The sequence below is a fragment of the Bacteroidia bacterium genome, from assembly GCA_033391075.1.
Taxonomy (GTDB): domain Bacteria; phylum Bacteroidota; class Bacteroidia; order J057; family J057; genus JAWPMV01.
Map to the genome: position 1 here is coordinate 87,868 of JAWPMV010000004.1, position 20,958 is coordinate 108,825.

17 protein-coding genes are annotated in these 20,958 nt (G+C 42.5%); 10 read left to right on the forward strand and 7 right to left on the reverse strand.

The features are described 5' to 3' along the window. Positions 1-3: 3 nt before the first annotated feature. From R8P61_34495 to R8P61_34505, 3 genes are read right to left on the reverse strand one after another with little or no spacing between them, the layout of a single operon-like run. The gene (locus R8P61_34495) at positions 4-1,839 is read right to left on the reverse strand and encodes a protein kinase (GenBank protein MDW3652237.1); all 1,836 of its coding nucleotides are present in this window, start codon (positions 1,837-1,839) and stop codon (positions 4-6) included. Beyond that, positions 1,836-2,696, reverse strand: coding sequence for a Stp1/IreP family PP2C-type Ser/Thr phosphatase (locus tag R8P61_34500; protein MDW3652238.1), 861 nt, complete (start codon positions 2,694-2,696; stop codon positions 1,836-1,838). The genes R8P61_34495 and R8P61_34500 overlap by 4 nt, the downstream gene beginning before the upstream one ends. 40 nt (positions 2,697-2,736) lie before the next feature. Continuing rightward, positions 2,737-4,416 (reverse strand): trypsin-like peptidase domain-containing protein, encoded by a 1,680-nt coding sequence (locus tag R8P61_34505; protein MDW3652239.1) that lies wholly within the window; start codon positions 4,414-4,416, stop codon positions 2,737-2,739. Positions 4,417-4,762: 346 nt separating this feature from the next. Between R8P61_34505 and R8P61_34510 the strand changes: the two genes are divergently transcribed. From R8P61_34510 to R8P61_34530, 5 genes are read left to right on the forward strand one after another with little or no spacing between them, the layout of a single operon-like run. Continuing rightward, positions 4,763-5,500 carry a hypothetical protein gene (locus R8P61_34510; GenBank protein MDW3652240.1) on the forward strand — a complete coding sequence of 246 codons (738 nt, stop codon included), beginning with the start codon at positions 4,763-4,765 and terminating at the stop codon, positions 5,498-5,500. Then, positions 5,497-8,274 (forward strand): TonB-dependent receptor, encoded by a 2,778-nt coding sequence (locus R8P61_34515; GenBank protein ID MDW3652241.1) that lies wholly within the window; start codon positions 5,497-5,499, stop codon positions 8,272-8,274. Before R8P61_34510 ends, R8P61_34515 begins: the two co-directional genes overlap by 4 nt. Continuing rightward, positions 8,271-9,434 carry a DUF4249 domain-containing protein gene (locus tag R8P61_34520; protein MDW3652242.1) on the forward strand — a complete coding sequence of 388 codons (1,164 nt, stop codon included), beginning with the start codon at positions 8,271-8,273 and terminating at the stop codon, positions 9,432-9,434. Before R8P61_34515 ends, R8P61_34520 begins: the two co-directional genes overlap by 4 nt. Position 9,435: 1 nt before the next feature. Then, positions 9,436-11,685: a hypothetical protein gene (locus R8P61_34525; protein MDW3652243.1), complete on the forward strand. Its 2,250-nt coding sequence runs from the start codon at positions 9,436-9,438 to the stop codon at positions 11,683-11,685. Between the two features lie 10 nt (positions 11,686-11,695). Then, the gene (locus tag R8P61_34530; protein MDW3652244.1) at positions 11,696-12,040 is read left to right on the forward strand and encodes a hypothetical protein; all 345 of its coding nucleotides are present in this window, start codon (positions 11,696-11,698) and stop codon (positions 12,038-12,040) included. Here R8P61_34530 and R8P61_34535 read toward each other — a convergent pair. Beyond that, positions 12,037-12,744 (reverse strand): LytTR family DNA-binding domain-containing protein, encoded by a 708-nt coding sequence (locus tag R8P61_34535; GenBank protein MDW3652245.1) that lies wholly within the window; start codon positions 12,742-12,744, stop codon positions 12,037-12,039. The genes R8P61_34530 and R8P61_34535 overlap by 4 nt on opposite strands. Continuing rightward, a complete protein-coding gene (locus R8P61_34540) occupies positions 12,741-13,787 on the reverse strand; it encodes a histidine kinase (protein ID MDW3652246.1) in 1,047 nt (348 codons plus the stop codon). The genes R8P61_34535 and R8P61_34540 overlap by 4 nt, the downstream gene beginning before the upstream one ends. Positions 13,788-13,855: 68 nt before the next feature. Between R8P61_34540 and R8P61_34545 the strand changes: the two genes are divergently transcribed. Together R8P61_34545 and R8P61_34550 are read left to right on the forward strand one after the other, a co-directional pair. Then, positions 13,856-14,389, forward strand: a complete 534-nt coding sequence (locus R8P61_34545; GenBank protein MDW3652247.1) for a hypothetical protein — start codon at positions 13,856-13,858, stop codon at positions 14,387-14,389. A 91-nt stretch (positions 14,390-14,480) separates the two neighbouring features. Further along, positions 14,481-15,779: an alpha/beta hydrolase gene (locus tag R8P61_34550; GenBank protein MDW3652248.1), complete on the forward strand. Its 1,299-nt coding sequence runs from the start codon at positions 14,481-14,483 to the stop codon at positions 15,777-15,779. Positions 15,780-15,965: 186 nt separating this feature from the next. Here R8P61_34550 and R8P61_34555 read toward each other — a convergent pair whose 3' ends face one another. Beyond that, positions 15,966-16,652 (reverse strand): LytTR family DNA-binding domain-containing protein, encoded by a 687-nt coding sequence (locus R8P61_34555; protein MDW3652249.1) that lies wholly within the window; start codon positions 16,650-16,652, stop codon positions 15,966-15,968. Next, the gene (locus R8P61_34560; GenBank protein MDW3652250.1) at positions 16,649-17,677 is read right to left on the reverse strand and encodes a histidine kinase; all 1,029 of its coding nucleotides are present in this window, start codon (positions 17,675-17,677) and stop codon (positions 16,649-16,651) included. Before R8P61_34560 ends, R8P61_34555 begins: the two co-directional genes overlap by 4 nt. Before the next feature lie 206 nt (positions 17,678-17,883). Here R8P61_34560 and R8P61_34565 point away from each other — a divergent pair, with 206 nt between their 5' ends. The 3 genes from R8P61_34565 to R8P61_34575 all read left to right on the forward strand — a co-directional run bounded on the left by R8P61_34565 (position 17,884) and on the right by R8P61_34575 (position 20,954). Then, positions 17,884-18,753, forward strand: a complete 870-nt coding sequence (locus R8P61_34565) for a DUF5694 domain-containing protein (protein MDW3652251.1) — start codon at positions 17,884-17,886, stop codon at positions 18,751-18,753. A 291-nt stretch (positions 18,754-19,044) separates the two neighbouring features. Further along, entirely contained in the window at positions 19,045-19,593 is a 549-nt protein-coding gene (locus R8P61_34570) for an RNA polymerase sigma factor (protein ID MDW3652252.1), read from the forward strand. Further along, complete coding sequence (locus tag R8P61_34575) at positions 19,590-20,954, forward strand: hypothetical protein (protein MDW3652253.1); 1,365 nt, start codon at positions 19,590-19,592, stop codon at positions 20,952-20,954. The genes R8P61_34570 and R8P61_34575 overlap by 4 nt, the downstream gene beginning before the upstream one ends. Positions 20,955-20,958 lie beyond the last annotated feature (4 nt).

The window sequence follows — 20,958 nt, forward strand, 5'->3', positions numbered from 1 at the left end:
TTTCTAATAGTTAAGGATGATATTCGTTGATTTTAGTTTGATCTTATTGATTCTTTGACCTCGATTAAAGCTTACTACTGTTTTGGACAGATTGCTGTACTCGGGATAACTGATCGCCAACCATCTGCCATTGCTGGCCTGTACCGAATGAAGCTGGATAGCGAGGAAGGCTTTTTTCTTGCCTTCAGAACGTCTGAGTTTTTTGATCTCTGCCCTTACTCTGGCACCTTTAGGAATGATCAGATGATCCCCTTGATAGATAGGGCTGATGGTTTGCAGGTAAACGGTTTGGCCGCTTGAATGTGTTTCCGTAGAAACTGTTTCTGCAAAACTGGCTGCCAGGTACATATCCGGTATGCGGACTTTAACGGAGCCTTTGTATTTACTTTCTTTGACTATCGGTTTGCTTTCCTGTTCTCGGGCTACCGGAGGCTTTGGCTCTTCTTCAATCCGTTCTTCACGGACTGTTTTTTGAATCGGTTTCTTTTCCTCTTTTTCTACGATTCTGTCGGGACTCTTCTCAACCTGGGTTGTACTTGTTTTTTTAGTCTCGGAGCCTGATTTGTTTTCGTTGCTTTTGTTGCTTTCTTTTTCTCGCGAGTCTTTCCTCAGGCTCCTTTGCCCATTTCCCGATTTTGTTTCCTCCTTTTCCTTTGGAGCCGAATCAAACTTTTCGATAAACTCAATCTCCTGAGGACTTGCTTGCTGGGGAAGTACCGTATTTGAGCCCAGCAGTCTCGAATCATTTTCATTGCCCTCCTGAACCAACTCTCGTTTATCTTCTACTGATCTTTGTCGGGGATCTATGGGATCTGTTCCCTGATCATCGCCACCAAATAATCCCATGATGAGAATGAACAGACAAAGAAGAGCTGCACCCGCCAGTATTCTCAGGTCAATGTCGAAAGGTAATTTTGTGTCTTTCAGCTTTGAAAAAGAGAAATTCCGAACAGGTAAGGTAACAGGAATTGCGGGGCTCTTTCTACTTTCTTTCTTCTCGATTCTTTGACTTAGAAGACGGGTATCGATCTTGGCATTTCTGTGGATGCTTTCCAGCTCTCTAACAGCTTCGTCCGTACTTTGATAACGTTTCCCTGCCTGCTTATGAGTGAGCTTCTTTATAATCTGGACGAGCTTTCGATTATGTCCCTGAAGGTTGAAAGTGGGACTCTTGTGAGCAATATTGTACATCAGGGCTGCTTCGCTATCTCCCGCATACAGGCTCTTTCCTGATAGCATCTCGTAAAGCATGACACCTACTGCATAGAGATCCGAACTCTTTGAGGGTGCTCCGCCGGTTACCAGTTCGGGAGCGAGGTATTCGAGGGTTCCGATGACGCTATTTTGTCGGGTCATCCGCTCAGTATTTTCCAATCGAGCGATCCCAAAGTCCATCAGTTTGACAAATCCGCGTTGAGTGATCATGATATTCCCTGGCTTGAGGTCTCTATGCATGATTCCCAAATCGTGTGCTGCGCCTAATCCTTCGAGGACCTGGATACAGATTTTGACCGCTTCTTCTTCCGGAATTTCTCCCTGAAGTTTAAGAACATCATCCAGGGCTTTTCCTTCCACGAATTCCATGACGATGAAGTGAGAATGATCTACTTCCCGGAAATTGAAAAGGGTTGCAACATTGGGATGAGAGATTCTGGCGGAAAGATGTGCCTCATTCTGAAATCTTTTGAATGAATCAGGATTATTCACCAGAAAAGGATGCAGCATTTTGATGGCTACTGTACGCTTCAAGTGTAGGTCAGTAGCTTTATATACAGTGCCCATTCCCCCTTCACCAATGCGTTCATTGATATGGAAATTGGACAATTTGCGGCCAATCATGATAGTTTTATTTTTTGAGTTTCCTTATTAGAAAGCTCTGGATTAGGATAAAAGGTCTCGGCAATCAAGACGGAGATATTGTCATGTCCTCCGCGTTTCTTTGCCAGGTCAATGAGTTTGTCTGCGACTACGCTTAGTTTTTCATTTTTCAGAAATTGAAGCATCTCCTCATCCTTGATGTACTCGTATAGGCCATCGCTACAGATCAGCAGTTTATCACCTTCTTCAAATTTTTGCTTTTGTAATTGGTAGTCCGCTTGGAGTTTGGCTGAAGTTCCCATAGCCTGGGTGATGACATTCCTTTGTGGGTGACTCAGACTTTCTTCATAGGTGATCTTTCCTTTGTTGAGCAAATGCTGGACATAGGTATGATCATTGGAAAGCTGTATCAATTTTTCTCCTTTCAGAATATAGGCCCGGCTGTCTCCTACATGTGCCAGATAAATCTGGTCTCTGAGTAAAACAACTGCTGTGCAGGTGGTTCCCATGCCTTTGAGTTGGGGCCTGCGAGAAGCCTTCTGAAAAATGGCTTTGTTGGCTTTGTCAAAAGCTCTTTTGAGCGCATCCAGTACTTCGAAATGCGTGTCGAAGTAATTTCTGGTGATGATTTCACTCGCCATTTTGGAGGCAATCTCTCCGCTGCTATGACCGCCCATTCCGTCGGCAACCAATGCCAGACAACCGTGGCTGGCTCTGATCTTTTTGTCGAAAGGTCTGATGAATACCAGGTGGTCTTCATTGTTGTCGCGAACTGAGCCCACATCGGTGGCCGCTACTGCTCTGTAGTCGATCTCAACCAGGCCACTTTGTGGTACTTCAGCGAGTCGTTTCTTTTTTCTCCGGAAAAGGAAAGTCATAGCTTTGGGAGTGAAGATTGCAATGGAAGTGATAAGAGAATTATTGGATCACAGGATTCAGGTGCATGAGGTCCAGACCGTATTTGATCGGTATAGCGAAGGTGATTCTGGCGCCTTCCTGAGAAGTTGTTGAGGCTGCGAAAATCGCGATCACTTTTCCATCTTTGTCAAATACAGGGCCTCCGCTATTTCCAGATCCGGTTTCACTGGCTGTAAGCTGGTAGTATTCTCCCATAGGACTGTAGTAGGCATTCAGTTCAGCATTGTTGACCATATTTGATCCGCGAATGATTTTGCCAATGGTTCCATCTGTGATGGTCGGATCAGGAACGATCTTCACTTCTGAGCTTGCGCGACCAAACTCACGGGTAGCTCTTCCATACACTACTGAAGGAGAAATACCAGGATATCCCATAACAGCGATCTTTTGTCCCTGTGCTACTTCATAGCCATCTTCTTTCAATTCAACAGGATTGAAACTGGCAGTATGGTCTATTTTAAGCATAGCGACATCATGATTCGGACTGGATTGAACAAAACGTGCATTGATGCGAGAATCCGTTTTAGCGAAGGTGACGTTCATGTAGGTCCGTTGTCCGTCAAGAATTTTTCCGGAGATAGGCTCACGTCCAAAGAATTTGGTTTCAGAAGGAATCCAGCGAGAAGGAGCATTTACAGTACCCGTGATTTTCCATTCACCATTTACAAACTGATAGAGCATTCCCTGAGCAGCTTCTGGCGGAAAGGAATATGGATATTTCCAGGGCTCGGCGATGTGTTTATTTGTCAGGATATATCCATCCTCATCTACTATAAAACCGGTTCCAGATAACTGAGACATTGCAATAGGTGCTCCTTCTTCAACATCTTTTCTTAATCCTAAAAGAGGTTCGATGACTCCTTGTTCCATTTCAATGTAGAGAGGCATGAGGTACTCTTTGCCTGTTTTGGGATCTTTTTGTCTTGTGTATTGATGGTAGATATCGTCTCCGGTAGGAGCATGAATTAGTTTGAAGCCAAATTCGATGAAAACTACTTTCTCTGTGTTTTCTCTCGCAATTACTTCAGGTGAAAATTGGGTTGGAATAGGAGGAAGGTCCTGTTGAACGACAATGGTATCTTTTCCGACTGGGCCGTTATTCGCAGGTAGCAATTTGTCTTTGAATGTGTAACCTAGAGTAGTCGCAACGAGCAGAACTGCTGCGATAACAGAAATCAGGGTTTTTTGGGAACGTTTTCTTTCTGTAACAATCGCTCTTTCGAAGGTTTCTTTTCCTATACCATCTTTTGCAGGTTCTACCTGAGCTTCGAGATTGTATTCCATAGTAGCATCTGCTGCAGGGATATTGATGAGTTGGGTTGCAGCGCTGTCGCTCATTCTTGGATTCAAGTCAAATTGAAAGCGAGGTCCTTTTGCTCCCAAAGAGACTTCATCTCCTGGATTCAGGTTTTGGCTTCCATTTACCTTTTGTCCGTTTACATAGGTGCCATTGAGGCTGTTATTGTCGGTGATAACAAAACTACCGAAACTCTCTCCTTTAGTGATGTTTCCATGTTCGCGGCTTACCGCATTATCTTCTTGTGAATCGAATTGTAGATCATTCTGCGTAGCGCGTCCGAAGCTAATTGTATCGTTAGCCTGGTAATCAAATTCCTCTATCTGGTTAGCTTTGCCACCGTTGAGGTGTTTGATGATGATGTGTCTTATCTCTTTATTCATGACTTTGAATGTTAATGTTAAGTGAGTGTTCTTAGCAACATCACAAAGTTGAAGAGAAGGACTGCCGAAATAAATCCATGCTTCCCTATGAAAGGCTTTCGGGAGGCCTGTATTTTTTTCTATAGGTTTACCTATAGAGGTTTGCCCTGGAGCCTTATTTTGAGAGCCTATGAGGACTTATGATTCAATGAAAGCTTAAAGCAGGGACTATGCATAGGATATTCATGCGTTTACCGAAAAAGCAGGAGAAGGCACATATTTTAGGATTTTGATATCCAAATAGCTTCGTATTTTGTTATGATTTCGTTAGTACTGATGAACCTGCTACCCAAATTTCAATGCGCTCATGAAACTACGCTGCTTTTTCCTCTCTCTGATTTACCTATTTGCTTGCTTTTTCACCCAGGCTCAAGGCCTGAAAGAGGAGGTGCTCCAGGTCCAAAAACAAGAAATCGCTGATATGTATGAGTCAGAGTTTGGGGACATTCGGGACCTTATCAGTGGTCGTGAGCATCAAGCGATTTTTCACTTTACCCTTGGCCACCCTTTCTGGCAACAAAAAGCCTGGTTTCTGGGAGATTTGAGAACAGACCTTCATTATTATTCCGGTCTGACTATGCGATATGATGTGTACCGGGATTTATTGTTATATCTCCCGGATTCAATTTCAGTAGACTATATGGCCGTAAATCAGGACCAGGTGGAATACTTCAGCCTGAATGGGACACATTTTTTTCATTTAGGTATAGGTGAGGAAAAAGCGGCCATGGATGAATTGGAAATGGAGAAAGGATATTATCAACTCCTCTATAAAGGCAGCTTGCTTATGTACCTCAAAAACCGGAAGGAGTTGAAAGGGAAAAGTGGGGATCCCCGAAATCATAGTGAATTTTATGACCGTTTCAGCAGGTATTTATATCTGGATGGAAAATTTTATTTGATAAAAAAACGAAAACATTTGTTGAGGGCTTTGCCCAAGCACAAAACCGAAATGAAAGCCTACCTTAGAAAGAACCATATAAATCTTAAAAAACTTTCTGATGCAGGCTATGCACGCTTATTCAGCTACTACGACTCTTTATGAAACAGCTTTACTGCATCAGTATTTGTCTACTCTTCTTGCTGACTGGCAAGATAGGGAGGCTGGCTGCCCAGGAGACTGAGATTATGATTCACAAGAATTATAACCAGCGAGATTTTAAGGAATTTGTTCAGGAAGTAGAAAGCGAGCGAAAGCTCAAATTCTTTTACCTGGATAGCTGGGTGGATAGTCTGCAAATTATCCAGAGAACAAGTCCTCAAAGTCTCCGCGAGATTTTATCTGCCAGCCTCGCATCCCGCCAACTAAGTTTTGTCATAGATGATAAGCGGCGAATCATCCTTTCCCTTTCGCCCATCAGAAAGGAGCTCAAAACTCAAAGTGTACGAGCCCGGCGTATGCAGGTGCCTGAAGGTAGCAAAGACCTCATTGCATATTCTCAACTATTAGCAGTCAAACCGGACCTTTCTAATGAAGAAATAGTGCGGGTATATGATATCGGAAGTTCAGATGTCAATAAAGAGGAAGCGACAATTGTCGGCTATGTGAAGGATGAGGATACAGGAGAACCCATTATTGGAGCTACTGTTTTCGTTGCAGATTTGAAGCTGGGAGTGAATACCGATCAATACGGCTATTATTCCCTGACATTGCCCACGGGAAATCATATGCTTACTTACAGGAGCTATGGTAAAGAAGAAAAAGAGCAGGAAGTAAACCTTTTTGATGATGGAAAACTGGATATGGAGATGGAGGATGCGATTCGTCAATTGGATGTGGTTTTGATTGAGGCAGAAAGGGATGAAAATGTAGAAAGTTCCCAAATGGGCTTGACTACGCTCGGTATAAACGCCTTGAAACAAATGCCAACCTTTATGGGAGAGATTGATGTGATCAAGTCTGCCATATTATTGCCCGGTGTACAGACCGTAGGGGAGGGGGCATCAGGTTTCAATGTTCGGGGAGGTAGTACAGGCCAAAATCTGATACTCATCAATCAGGCACCTATTTTCAATTCCTCCCATCTATTTGGCTTTTTCTCTGTATTCAATCCGGACATCATCAAAAATTTTGACCTTTATAAAAGTGGTATCCCCGCCAGATATGGAGGAAGGATTGCTTCTGTTCTGGATATATCGATGAAAGATGGCAATAAGAAAGAATTTGTCGCTTCCGGAGGGGTAAGTCCTGTTACTTCTCGCCTGACTGTTGAAGGGCCGCTTAAAATGCAGAATAGTTCCTACATCATAGGTGCAAGAAGTACCTACTCCAATTGGATTCTGCAAGAACTGGAAGAGCTTTCTTTCAGAAATAGTAAAGCCTTTTTTGGTGATCTTAATGCAAAGGTAAATTTGGAACTTAGCCGGAAGGATCGTCTGGATATCGCCGGCTATTTTAGTCAGGATAATTTTACGCTCAACCAGGATACTGCCTATTCCTATAATAACCTCAATGGTTCCATCAATTGGAAACATCTCTTCAACAATAAGTTGTACGCGGTTACGTCCGGAATTTTTAGCCGATACAGATTCAATGTAAAATCCGAGTCCAGCCTGGAGAATGCTTTTAAGCTCAATTACCAAATTCTCTACAATGAGCTGAAAACAGATTTCACCTATATCCCGGAGCCCAACCATCAGTTTCGCATGGGGGCAAATGCGATTTATTATCAGCTCAATCCCGGTACCCAAATTCCCCTAAATCCGGAGTCTTTGATTCGTAATCAAACCCTCGAACAGGAACAGGCCGTGGAATCCAGCATCTATTTTAGTGATGAATGGGATGTGAATCCTCGCTTGAAATTATATGGCGGAATCAGGCTTTCGGGCTATGCACTTCTCGGCCCCAATTCCGTAAACCTCTATCGCCCCGGACAGCCATTACAACCAGAAAACATCATTGATAGTACGCAGTATGGGTCTGGAAGTATCGTTAAGTTTTATGGAGGACCTGAAATCAGACTTTCGGCCAGATATTCTTTAGATGAAAAAAGTTCTGTTAAGCTGAGTTTCAATCGCCTGCGCCAATACCTGCATATGCTTTCCAACACTACCTCAATTTCTCCCACAGATAGCTGGAAATTGAGTGATCCCTATATCAGGCCTCAGGTAGGAGATCAGCTGTCTTTAGGTTTTTACCGAAACTTCCGCCAAAACAGCATAGAAAGCTCAGTGGAATTGTATGTGAAAAATATCGGGGACATGATCGAATTTAAGAATGGCGCACAGCTATTGTTAAATCCGGAAATAGAAACAGATGTGATCAATGCAAGAGGAAGAGCTTATGGAGTAGAGTTCTTGCTACGGAAAGATCGGGGAAAACTCAATGGATGGATCAGTTATACTTATTCACGGGTTTTTTCCGAAATCAACGGGCAATTTCCGGATGAAATCATCAATGGCGGGGAACGTTTTCCAGCCAATTTTGATAAACCTCATGATATTTCTTTTGTAGGGAATTATAAATTTTCTCGCCGTCTCAGCATATCCAGTAATTTCGCCTACAGTACAGGAAGACCTATTACGTATCCTGTCTCCCAATTCCGTTTTGGCAATACGACCCGACTCAATTATTCTTTGAGAAATCAGTTTCGCATTCCGGATTATTATCGCTGGGATTTCTCGATCAATCTCGAAGGAAACCACCGGAATACGAAGTTCGCTCATACTTCCTGGTCCCTTTCATTCTTCAATATTCTGGGCCGCAAAAATGTCTACTCCATCTATTTCGTAAGTACTCCGACAGGCGTACAGGGATACAAACTATCCATATTCGGCCGCCCAATCACAACCCTAACTTTCAACTTCAAGATCCTATGATTAGAGTTCTTTATATATCTCTTCTGTTGTTCTTCCTGCTGGGAGCTTCTTGTATAGAAGAATTTCAACCGGTGATTCCCGGTGCGGATAATCTTATTGTGGTTGAAGGAAACATACTCGAAGGGACTGCTGGAGCAAAAATAGCCCTTTCCCGATCTTTTGATTTTGGGCAGAATCGAGTACAGAGAATTTTGGATGCGGAAGTTGTTATTCGCGATGATCAGGGAAATTTCAGTACGCTCAACATGACCGATCCCGGAATTTATGAATCTGATACTACTGAACTGGTCGGCGTGCCGGGTCGTTCCTATCAACTATATGTGAAAATTCCTCCTGCTATCGAATTGGAATCTGAATGGGAACTCTTACGACCTAGTGCAAATCTTGAAAATGTGCGGGTTGAGTGGGAGCAAAAAGAAGATGATATTGGCCCTACTGAAGGTGTCCAACTTTATGTGGATACAGATGCAGAGAATGGAGCCGCCAGCCATTTTCGCTGGGAATATGAAGAAACCTGGATTTTCAGGGTGCCATATCCTGCAACAGGTGTTTGGAATACCCAAACCAATATCCCGGAACCTTTTCCCAATTCCTTCCGACCACAAACATGCTGGAAGACCCAGATTTCCTCAGATGTATTTATCGGTTCTACAGAAGGATTGGTGGGACAAAGAATTGCAGATGTGCCCGTTCGGTTTATCTCAATTCGGGGAAATGAGTTGAGGCTGCGCTACAGCATTTTGGTAAAACAATATAGCATTGGACCTGATACACATGAATTTTGGCGGCGATTGAAAAATGTAACCGAAGACCTGGGTACCCTTTTCGACCCGATCCCGACAGAAATCAAGGGAAATGTAAAATACCTGAATAGAGATATAGAAGTACTGGGGTATTTCAGTGCAGATGGCTATCAGGAAAAACGGATATTTATCGATCGGGCAGATTTGCCTATGGCACCTATTCGGACGGGTTTTGAAGAATGTCGGCTGGATACAGTTGATCGCTTTGATGTAAATAGCGAGATCATAACCGGGAATGTATATGTAGAGGATATTTATGGCCCTTTTGGTAGTTTGATAGGATTCGGAGTAACCCAGGCCAGATGTGCCGATTGTCGTCTAAGTGGAAGTATTGAAAGACCTGATTTTTGGGATTAAGATGAAAAAGTTATTAAGCAAAGGAATACTACTGCTGGGGATTTTTAGTCTGAATCTCCCTATACACCTCTTTGCACAAGAGGGAATACAGGAACAGATCAAACTCCATCTCAACAAAGATCTTTTTGTTGCCGGGGAGATGATTTGGGGGAAAGCCTATATCCAGGATGCCCTATTTGAGAAACCTTCTCAATTGAGCAAGTATGTCTACCTCGAACTTTGGGATGCACAAGGAAGTCTCATCAAACAGAATAAGGTACTTGCTGAAGGAGGTTCGGGTGGATTTAGCATGCGTATTTCCTCTCAGCAATCCAGTGGAAATTATGAACTTAGAGCCTATACCAAATGGATGGCCAATGAAAGCTCAGCGAACTTTGCTAGAAAGCTTATCAGAATTTACCAGCCGACAGAGGCCTTGCCCTTAGCATCTTCAGATGATGATAGACTCAGGCGAAACAGCTTACTTCAAATTTTTCCGGAAGGGGGCCAACTGATTCATGATTTAGAAAGCCGAATTGCGATACGTCTTACTGATGACCATGGAAAACCTAAGTCTGCGGTAGGTCGAGTAGAAATAGGAGATGGAAGTGTTGTCGCAGCTTTTCAGACAGATGAAAAGGGGCTGGCGACTTTTAATTTGCGCCCTGATTCTGCTCAACAATATGGCATACGTATTCTGGAAAATGCTGATAGTAGCAAATTGTATTCGATGGCTAACATCCAGGCCGTCGGTGTGAATATGCAGCTGCTTTCCCGAAATGCAATGCAACTGGCTTTGGAGATAAAAACCCGGGGAGTTGATGGACCCTTATTTCTGAGTGTAAATAAAGGGTTGTATGAAATGCAAAAAATCCCGCTCAGTTTGTCTGAGGGCTTAGCAAATACCCTGGTGAATTTAATAGATTATCCTTCCGGGAAATGGTTGTTGAAGGTAGTAGATGAAAAGGGCAAACAACTCGCCTGGAGGTATATTTGGAGGGGGGAAAAAGAGGAGATGAAACTGGACCTCAAGCTTTCCAAACAGGCAGCAGCTACTCGTGAGAAAATGGTCCTGGATATTTTAAGCACAGATGCCAGTGGAAATCCGACTTATACAGACCTTGCGATAAGTGTGAGAAGAAAGTCTCCGGAAAGCAGGCAGCCTCAGAGAGACTTGACCAATGATATGGAGATGATGACGCAGGCTGCGCCTCTTGCGGGTAGGACTAGAGGAAAAAGGCTTTATCCGGAAATGTACGGGCTTACCATTAGCGGAAGGGTAAAGGCCCTTAGAAGCCGTGATTTGAGTTCTGCCCGACTGATCTTTTCTCTGCCTGGCAAGAATGCCTATATGCGGACCATGAAAACCAATGAAAGAGGTCGCTTTAACCTGGTTTTGGAAAACATATATGGAGTTAGAGAGATTGGTATGTTGGCGGTAGATAAGGAAGGAACTCCCCTTAATATAGAATTGGACGAAGTCTATTTCGGCGAAACTCCTTTTCCGGCTCCCTTAAACCTTCGTTTTACTGAGGAGGAACTGGCCTATTTGGAAAAGGAAGCTTTTTACCAACAAGTGTATAAGGCATATCAGGATACCTTGAATGAAAGTATCGTGGGCATAAGTCCTTCTTTTCAAACTTTCTTCCATCCGCCGGATCGGGAATATATTCTGGATGAATATACTCGCTTTGATACAGAGGAAACCTTTAATGAAATTGTTTATAGCGTCGGCCTGAGGAAGAAAAAAGGAAATTACTTTTTCAAAGTCTATAATAAAATCAGTGGAACCCTTATGAATGAGACTCCTTTGGTTCTTTTTGATGGTATTCCGCTAAATAATGTAAATGCCCTTTTGGAAATCAATTCCAAACTAATAGAGAAGATTGAGGTTTTAACTTCTCTTTATTATCAGGATAATTTTCCGATTCATGGGATAGTCAATGTGGTCAGCTTCAAAGGGGATGCTTCATCCCTGGATCTTCCCGCTGCCTATTTGCGCAAACCTTTTACCTTTCTCAGTCCGGAACGCATCTTTCATAAACTGGATCATGAGGCGGATCAGGAGAAATATCAGCGGATACCTGATTATAGGACAAATTTATTATGGGAACCCAAGCTCATCAGCAAAGCAGATGGAACTGCAAGCCTGGAATTCTATACCTCTGATCTGGTGGGTGAATTTGAAGTCATCGTGAGCGCTACCAATCTCAATGGAGAAATGGGAAGGAAAAGTCTTACATTTATAGTAGAGGAATCTCCCAAGCCCTAATTTTGCTCCTATGTTAAGACTAGTTCCTATTCTCTTCGTCCTTTTTGGAGCCATCCTGACAGCTTTGATCGCGATGTCTCTTACCCGCTTTTTTGTTGAAAGTAGTGGACTGGCTGGCTCTGCCTCTGTCCTGATTTGGGGGATCTTGGGACTGATCGGAGGCGGGATCGGAAGCTTTATACTTAAAAACCGTTTGAGCCAAAGTCAGCTAAATATGAGCACCCTGGTTTTCGGTCTGGCTATTTCTGCCTTTATTTTCTGGATTTATATCCGGATTCAGCAAAATAAAACAACTGAACCAATCCCTCCTCTTCCGCCAACGGAAGTTCCCAATACAGAAGATGAGCGAGTTTAAGAATTACTTTTCTTCATGGCTTCCCCTATGCTAGCTTTAAAAGCTCGCCCTATAGGCAGTAGCTTCTCTCCAATCTCCACATCCTGAGAGGAATACGCCCTGATTTTATTTTTAGCCACCACATAGGATTTATGAATTCGTAAAAAATGGGATTGTGGAAGCATTTTATGGAAGTTTCCAATAGATGATTTAAACAGGAGATTTCGATCCTGAAGTACGATTTTTACATAATCCTTTACTCCTTTCACATACAGAATTTCATCCAGCATCACCTTTTGGGTTTTTCGATCTATTCTTAGCAGAATATGTTCTTCTGTCTGATTCTGTGAAGTTGAGCTAGTCGGAGAAAATTGATCCAGGAATCGATCGATGGCCTTGATAAACCTTTCAAAAGAAATCGGTTTGAGTAAATAATCCAGGACATTGAGTTCGAAACCCTCAACTGCATAATCTCGATAAGCGGTAGTAAGAATTATTTGAGCATTATGCTCCGTAGATCGTAGCAATTGCAGCCCATTCAATTCAGGCATCTCTATATCCAGAAAAATGAGGGTGGGTTTAAGCTCCTTTATCTCAGCATAGGCTTTGATAGAATCCGTTTGCTTACCTGCAATCTCAAATTGTGGCAGTCGCTTAAGGTATTCTTCAATAACCTTAATTGCGAGGGGCTCATCGTCTAGGATATAACAGGAATAGGTCTTCATCCGAGGTGTAAAGATAGTTCACTTCTATAGAGATCTTCCCGCTCAAGGATGAGGAGTTGATGTTTGCCGGGATACAGTAAATGTAGCCGCTGCCGCACATTTTCCAGTCCGAGGCCTCCCGGGCTCTTTTTTGCTTGAGGATATTGCTTTTTACTGTTCTCAACGACCAGCCAAAGCTTTTCATCCTGTTTAAGGGATATATTCACTCGAAAAATCCCATCTTTCCCTTTGCCCCCATGCTTAAAACAATTCTCAATAAAAGGAAGCAGCAAAAGGGGGCTGATACTAAGGAATTCATTTTTAATCTGAATATCAACTTCCAGAAACAGATCCTCTCCATAGCGAAGTTTTTCCAGTTCGAGATAGTTTTCCAAAAGCTGCACTTCTTTTCCCAATTGTACCTCTTCCTTATTTACCCGGTAAACAAAATAGTCCAGCAATTCTGTAAGTTTCAAAATGCTCTGGGCTGTTTTTTCCGAGCGGCTCAAAGCCAGGCTATAGATATTGTTAAGGGTGTTGAAAAGAAAATGGGGATGCAATTGGGATTTGAGCAATTGAACCTCTGCTTCTGCTTTCGCCCGAATCAGATTTTCCTTTTGAGTTTGACTCTTTTTCCAATCTGCTATAATGCCCAGGCAGACCGCCAAAGCAATTACCGCATAATCCCTCACCAGGTTTTTCAAAACTTTGGTCGCGGGTAAGTTGATGTATTGATCGTGTTCTAAATAGTTGATCCATTCTGCCCATCTGATCCGCAGAAAAAACAAAGCAATAGCCAATATCAAGAGACTAAGGAAGAAGAGCTGGTTTTTCCCCTGCTTAAGAAAACGAGGAATCAGAATGTATAAAATAAAATAAGCCGAAAGCATCAGAAGGGGAAGATTCAGGAAGGTGTATTTGAGCAAACTTCCATAATCTTCTGTTCGAAGATGAGGGAGTTGTGTCAGATACTCAGCCAGAAAATAGATGCTCCAGAAGGCTATATGTAAAAACAGCTCCCGAAGAGATATCTGCTTATTTGGGGCTATTTGGCTATGACTCATTTCTCAAGATGGAGAATTTAGGGGAAGAAAGTGAAAATTGTAGATGAACGACCTTAAAGCGTAGACGTATGAAGCTGGCTGATGTTTTTGCTCTCTTTTCTTCCATTTGTCTACAAAGTCTCAATGATGCTCTACTTTCTCATTTTGCTTATGACTTCCTCTCTAGTTTTAGGAAAAACCATTTAACTCATTCCATTATGAAAAAGAAAATCAGCATGCTCTGCATGAATCTCGGCCTAAGCCTTGCTTTCATTATCCTTACAGGAGGAAACCTTAGTCTGGCAAATCCTTCTATTGAAAAAACAGGGGGAGCTTATTTGACATTGGCGGGAAAATTTGGTGGAAATATCAGCCAGGCCGAATTGAAAGCTGAATGTAAACTGGGCATTGAGGGTTGCGCGAAAGGATCGAAGATCTTCCAGTATAGCCTTTATATCCATGATAAGGTTTACAAAGGGAATTCGCATAGCCTGAGTGATGAGGCAATTGCGCATTTGAAAAAATTGGAGAAAGGGGAAGAATTTTACTTTAAACGGATCCGGGCAAAACTTCCTGAAGGGAATAATGTAGACGTATTTGCGCGGACCTTTACCGTTGTATAAAAACGAGCCTATATACGATTGAGCACTCCTGAGAAGAGGAGTGCTTTTTAAATTTCCTTTCTTTAACTTTCCATTCAAGAAAGGAGACAAAATGACAAGAGCCATCTTTGAGATAAAGGGCATCGATATACAGGTGAGGAAAATGGGAAGCGGCTATCCTTTGATACTCTTTCATGACTCTCCACGCTCTTCGCGCATGATGTTGGGACTGGCGGAAGAATTGAAGGACTATTTCACCCTGATAATGCCCGATACACCGGGTTGTGGTCTTTCAGATGTCGTCCCGCATACGCCCCATACCATGGCAGCCTTGATTCCTTATTTCAAAGAGCTGTTTTTGCAGATGGGGCTTAAGAAATTTGGCTTGTATGGCATCGGAACGGGTGCACAGATTGCCATTCGATACAGCCTCATTCATCCCGAACAGGTCGAACACTTGTTTCTGGATGATGCCATCCATTTGACCGATAAGCAATTCGAAAAGATTAAGAAATCCTACTTCCCGGACCTTAGCCCCAGCTATGATGGTAAACACCTCATGGAAACCTGGACTTTTATTCGGGATATGCATCGATACTTTCCCTGGTTCATGCGAGAGAAGAAAAATCGGATCGAATTGAAAGAGGATAAAGACTACTACGGGGATTATTTCCTGGATATGCTGGATTCGGGTAGGTATTATAAACATGTTTACTCTGCAGCCTATAATCATGCTCATCTTCGAAATGTAGAGGCTTTGAAAGTCAAAACCAGTCTGTTTTTTGATGAAGGAAGCCGAGTATATAGTCTGATCAAACAGTTGGTGGATTTCAAGACCATAGATAATGTTGAAATCATAGACATCCCAGACTCAGAGAAGGAGCGTTCTGAGATTATCCGCTATGTGTTCAGGAGCAATCTGCCTCAAGTTGAAGGGGATAAAGCTTATTTCCCTCCCTTCATTCTTCATCGAGGACAGAGTTTTATCCAGATAAACTCTCACAACATCCATATGTGGGTAGAGCCAGGGGATGACAAAATGCCCCTTCTGCTTCTCCCTAATCCCGGAGAGTCTGGCTATATCTGGAAGGAGCATATGAAAAAATTTAGCGAAGGCAGAACTTGTGTTTTGATAAGCTTGCCGGGGCAGGGGGAATCAGATTATTGGGAAGGATGTCGAGAAGAAGATGAAATTGATGAACTCTGTCATGGATTAATGAAACAACTGGGATTTAGTTCATTTGAGATCATGCATCCAGGTGAGCCAATTCCCTTTTTCCCAATTGATCCCGTAGATGAATATGGAGCCTATAGCATGAAAGCCTGGACCCAATTTAGAGAGATTGCGGGAGATGATCCCGATCCGCAACGTTTGCAAATCATTCTGCGGGAACGCTTGAAGTATGTATAACCCATTCCCTACAAGCCTGTTTTGCTAAAAAAGGAAACGACCTGCAAGCCAGACCTTAGGTCATCTCGAAGCTCGGCGCGCAGGAGCCTATCTGTGACCCCGCCTCGCGATGACACGATAAGTTAATGGCCTGCAGCGTACTCCATTTTTCATTAGGTCAAGGGAGTGTGGGAATGAGGCCGTGGGTCACCGTAGCCGTTTCCAAAACGCCTCTTGATATTTCGCACCAATTGGTATCAAATCTTCTGCGATTCGAATGCGATTTTTTTCCACAAACTCAATCTTATCCATAGAAACCAGAAAGGATTTATGAACCCGCATAAAATGCTGTGAAGGTAAATGAGTCTCAAAGGATTTCATATTCTCCAGGGTCATGATCCGTCCTTCGCGTGTATGTATAGCTACATAGTCTCCCATGCCTTTCAGAAAGAGAATATCTTCCAGGTTTACCTTTTGATGACGATACTCGGTTTTAACAAAAATATAGGGAGGCAGAGCAGCATCTACTATGGTAGTTGATTGATGTAGCTCTCGATAACGCTCGATAGATTGGAGGAAGCGTTGCAAATTGATAGGTTTTACCAAATAGTCCAGAGCCTTTAGTTCAAAACCTTCTACGGCATAATCGGGATAGGCAGTAGTAAAAATGATAGAGACCTTATCGCCTAATAATTTTGCCAATTGAACCCCATTCAACTCAGGCATTTGGATGTCGAGAAAGATCAGATCAACATCTTCTTCCTGTAAAAAGCTCCAGGCCTCAAAAGGATTGCTGAAATAAGCTTTCAATTCCAAATCTTCAACCTTTTCAACATAGGAAGAAATCAGTTTCCCTGCCAAAGGTTCATCATCGATTACTAGGGTTCTGATCATGGCTGGATTTCGATTACTACCTGAAAATTATATTCATTTTCCCGAATCTCGAATAGGGCTTTGTCTCCATAAATCAAATCCAGGCGCTTTCTTATATTTTCCAGACCGATGCCTCCTACTTCATCTTTGAGCTGTTTGCCTTTTTGATTTTCCACATAGATGCGGAGTTTTTGTTCCTCTGAGCTTATGGCCAGCCTTAAAGGATGATCCGGATCTCGGAGATTTCCATGTTTAACAGCATTTTCGATTAACGGCATTAGGATAAATTGAGGGATCTCATGTTCCATAACATCCGCCTCTATGTTTTTTTCTATAGCTAGGGGATAATCATATCGTAAGGAACTCAAGTGCAGAAATTTTTCTACGTAATTCATCTCTTCGCGTATGCTGACTTTCTCCCGATTTTCATAGAGAGAATACTTGAGCATGTCCGAAAGGGTATCCAGGGCATCAAGAGACCTCTCGGATTTATGAAAAACGAGAGAATATATGTTGTTGAGAGAATTGAGGAGAAAGTGAGGGTTGATTTGCGAACGAAGCAGAGAAAGCTGCATTTTCTGATTGGCGATGCTCAGGTTTTTCTCCTGCCTTTCTTTATAAAAACTGAAGGTAATCAAGTAAAATATGGCACCGAAACTCACGAAGCGAAAGGCGAAATAAAGGTTGTCCCTTCCATATCTCAAAAAGCTTATCCCTCGAGGGTAATTGGTAAAGCCGAAGAAATAATCAAATAGTACTTCCTGGATCAAATAGCGAATACCAATGGGGATAAGCAGACTGGAAGTCAATAAGAGTAGAATGATGCCCCATTTCTTTTTCGGGAAAAAGTAGTACAAACTGGCATATGCGGCTAAACAATAGAGGAAAAAAGAAAAAAGGGAGGCAAAGGTGTGTAAAACATCTTGCAATCCCTGGTCATAATTGAGGACATCTGTCTTGCCAAACATCATCAACTGCCGCAGTGGATCACCTACAAAGTAGTAGAGAAGAAAGAACAGGCTAAGGCCCTTTAAGTTAAATTTCATGTCTTCCTGATATTGTGCCGAAAGATGAAGATAATTTACACTTTTTGAGAGTGGGATCGGTAAACAGGGAAATTTCATCGGTAAACATGATTAAATGTTAAATAGCTCTATTCACCGACATGATTTTCTCCTATAACGATTACTTTTTTTTAAGGAGAAAGATCGCTGTACCTATGTATCAGTCGCACATTTAAAAACATTTAATCATGAAATATTCTGTAATCACTATCCTCCTTTTGTTTTTTATTGAAAGCTTTGGTCAAAACGATCCGATTTTATTCGATCCTGATCAAATCCTGGTACAAGCCGAAGACAAAACGCCAGAAGTCCTGCTGGTTGGGAGCTTTCATTTTGCCTACTATGGCCTGGATGCTCATAAAACCAAAGAAGAAGACAAGGTCAATGTCCTTTCTCCCGAACGTCAGGCAGAAATGAAAAAGCTGGTTGACTATATCGCCCAGTTCAAGCCTAATAAAATTGCAGTAGAAGGAGGCCGAAATTCTGGTTACATCATTCGCCGCTATGAAAAATACCTGAAAAAGCCCCATAAAAACCGGGCAAATGAAATTGATCAGATCGCTTTTCCCCTTATGAAGCAGTTTGGATTGGATACGCTCTATGGGGTTAACTCCTACGGCCTTTCCAGAGATCTGTATCGCCATCCGGATTCTGCTGTACTGGTACCCTTGATGGACAGTATTTATAAGGACTGGGATTTTAGCAACAATAATGAAATGTCAAAACGCTACAGCATGCTTTATGATAAAGATGATGAATTGGCCCTAAACAACAATTTGCTGGATTATTTCAAGCACATGAATGCTGATAAAATCATAGATAGAGATTGGGGCGCTTATCTGGTCGGAGATTTTAGAAACGGGAGCTATGAAGGAGCAGATGCCCTGGCCATGCATTGGTATTCCCGCAACCTACGCATCATGCGCAATATCCAGAATATCACAGAACCCGGAGACCGCATACTGATTATTTTCGGAGCAGGACATATGAGTATTTTGAAATACCTCTTTCAGTGCAGCCCTGAATATAAGCTCATAAAATTCAATGACTTGCCATGAGGCACATTGCATAATCCTAAACAATGGAATCGGCTCTGTAAAAGGGGTCGATCTTTTTTGTTATTCTGAGTAAAAGAAATGCCAGGATTTTTCATTCAAGTTCAAGTGCAAATTTCCGGTTCAATTATCGTCCTCTTTGAGTTTGTCCTTGATACTTGCGCCTGAACTTTTATTCACAGCAATCAATCTGATAAGTCTTATCAGATAAATTAATTTATCTCCCCCTGTAACCTTTTGCCCGGACATGTGACTATCTTTCCGTAAACAGCACGAAACCTTAGCCAGCTACGCATGGATCAAGAAAAACAAACAGCTTTTATGGAGGCCTACAATCCCTGCCACGATGCCTTTATCCGATATTGCTCGGCATTGGCATATGGCAAAATGGAATTGGATGATTTTGTACAGGAAATTCTGCTTTCAGCCTATAAGCATTTCGATAAGATCAGAAAGAAGGATCAATTTCTTCACTACCTCATCCGTGCTGCACGTTTTTATGCGATCAATAGAGGAAGGAAAAAGAAGTTTGAAATGGCACTTCATGATCAACATGCTGAAAAGTTGAGAAGTCATGGAGTTGAGCCGGAAATGTTGCTGGATATTCAATTGATGTACCGCATGCTGGATCAATTACCGACCAAGCAGAAAGAGGCCATCATCCTCTTTGAAATCAGTGGCTTTAGCATGAAAGAGATTGCCAGGATTCAGCATAGTAGTCCGGGAGCTGTAAAGACAAAGATTAGCCGGGGAAGGAAAAAACTAGGCAAAATGATGGAAGACAGAAGTCATACCCATTCCCTTAGCAGCATTTTAGGAACCATTCAAATGCTATGTATATGAGCGCGCAGGAAAAACAAAGCAGAATCTTTAGCTATCTGCAAGAAGCCGAACTGGAGATAAGTAGGGATGAAGTCAAGCAATTGATTGACAAACTTCCTCACCTCCCCCTGCCCAAAGGTGGGCACCCCTTGAGCATAAGTATTGGACTTAACCTTAATTCTATAATCATGAATAGCATGTTATTTATCAGTATTCTGAGTGGCCTGATTTATTTCAGCCAGGCAGAAGACAAAACAAGTATGATTGTTGATGCGGTAGCAGTAGAAGAAGCTGCTCCTGCTAAAGAAGAACCCTATCGGGAAATTGATACCCGTGGGATCGAGAGTTTTGAAGCATTGGACCTGGATAAGGAAAATCTGGCCGAACCAAATGAAACGGAACTTCCCGAAATTGAAGCAGTCGAATCTCTGAAAGAAAACACAATTCCTAAGCAACAGGAAGAAGAGCCCCAAAGTACAAATGAAGGAGTCGCGGATGTTTCGGCTAGTAAAACTCCAATACCTGAGTCTAAAGCTTCGCAGCTTTTGAAAGAAGAGGCAGCAGAGCATGTACAGGTGTCAGAAAGAATGAGACGATCGTTTAGGGGAACTACCTACTACAACCACAATTCTCCTGTTAAAATCAGTGAAGCGGACATCAAGATTCTGAAAAAAGACCTTCTCCGACAGTTGAAGTCAGACGGCTTTGCAAAAGGCAAGAAATTAAAGCTAGCGATCCAATGCCTTCCAAACGGTCTGCGGATCAATACAGAGCTCCTTACAAAAGAACAAGCTGCACCCTATGAGGCTTTCCTGCAGCAATATGCTATCCCTACAGCCACCGAAAGACAGATTCGTCTGATTGAGAAGTTCATTCTGATCGGCGACTTCGACAAAGATGGAGACATGCTGCGGGGGACTTTGCAGGGGAGTGGAAATATCGTCCTGGACAATCTTGATCCTATTGAAGAATACTATCCCCTATTTTCGGATAAAAAAGAAAATGAGTTGACGCTGGACGAGGGGCCATGCAAAGAGCCCTTGGATGTTGATGATGATATTACCCAGCTCAAGCAGAAATTGAAAAGAATGTTACGATCGGACGATCTCTTTAGTTCACGCAATGATGAAACCCGCATTTGGTTCCCAAAAGAAGGTATAGCCGTGAATGAGAAACTTATTCCTGAATCTGAAAGAGGAGATTACCTCGAATTGCTGCGCGAATATGGAGTAAGGCCTTGTGCTGCCCGCATCATCCAGATTACGTCTCATTATGTGGCAGTAGGAGATATGGTAGACGGGAGGTTTAAAGGCCGGATCCACGGCAGCTTTGACCTCAATGATCTAAACAATATTAAATTGAAGGAGTCCATCCTGGACTAACCTA

Excerpts from the sequence above, each read along its gene's own strand:
- R8P61_34495 (MDW3652237.1), bottom strand. The coding sequence starts at position 1,839 with ATGATTGGCCGCAAATTGTCCAATTTCCATATCAATGAACGCATTGGT.
- R8P61_34500 (MDW3652238.1), bottom strand. The coding sequence starts at position 2,696 with ATGACTTTCCTTTTCCGGAGAAAAAAGAAACGACTCGCTGAAGTACCA.
- R8P61_34505 (MDW3652239.1), bottom strand. The coding sequence starts at position 4,416 with ATGAATAAAGAGATAAGACACATCATCATCAAACACCTCAACGGTGGC.
- R8P61_34510 (MDW3652240.1), top strand. The coding sequence starts at position 4,763 with ATGAAACTACGCTGCTTTTTCCTCTCTCTGATTTACCTATTTGCTTGC.
- R8P61_34515 (MDW3652241.1), top strand. The coding sequence starts at position 5,497 with ATGAAACAGCTTTACTGCATCAGTATTTGTCTACTCTTCTTGCTGACT.
- R8P61_34520 (MDW3652242.1), top strand. The coding sequence starts at position 8,271 with ATGATTAGAGTTCTTTATATATCTCTTCTGTTGTTCTTCCTGCTGGGA.
- R8P61_34525 (MDW3652243.1), top strand. The coding sequence starts at position 9,436 with ATGAAAAAGTTATTAAGCAAAGGAATACTACTGCTGGGGATTTTTAGT.
- R8P61_34530 (MDW3652244.1), top strand. The coding sequence starts at position 11,696 with ATGTTAAGACTAGTTCCTATTCTCTTCGTCCTTTTTGGAGCCATCCTG.
- R8P61_34535 (MDW3652245.1), bottom strand. The coding sequence starts at position 12,744 with ATGAAGACCTATTCCTGTTATATCCTAGACGATGAGCCCCTCGCAATT.
- R8P61_34540 (MDW3652246.1), bottom strand. The coding sequence starts at position 13,787 with ATGAGTCATAGCCAAATAGCCCCAAATAAGCAGATATCTCTTCGGGAG.
- R8P61_34545 (MDW3652247.1), top strand. The coding sequence starts at position 13,856 with ATGAAGCTGGCTGATGTTTTTGCTCTCTTTTCTTCCATTTGTCTACAA.
- R8P61_34550 (MDW3652248.1), top strand. The coding sequence starts at position 14,481 with ATGACAAGAGCCATCTTTGAGATAAAGGGCATCGATATACAGGTGAGG.
- R8P61_34555 (MDW3652249.1), bottom strand. The coding sequence starts at position 16,652 with ATGATCAGAACCCTAGTAATCGATGATGAACCTTTGGCAGGGAAACTG.
- R8P61_34560 (MDW3652250.1), bottom strand. The coding sequence starts at position 17,677 with ATGAAATTTAACTTAAAGGGCCTTAGCCTGTTCTTTCTTCTCTACTAC.
- R8P61_34565 (MDW3652251.1), top strand. The coding sequence starts at position 17,884 with ATGAAATATTCTGTAATCACTATCCTCCTTTTGTTTTTTATTGAAAGC.
- R8P61_34570 (MDW3652252.1), top strand. The coding sequence starts at position 19,045 with ATGGATCAAGAAAAACAAACAGCTTTTATGGAGGCCTACAATCCCTGC.
- R8P61_34575 (MDW3652253.1), top strand. The coding sequence starts at position 19,590 with ATGAGCGCGCAGGAAAAACAAAGCAGAATCTTTAGCTATCTGCAAGAA.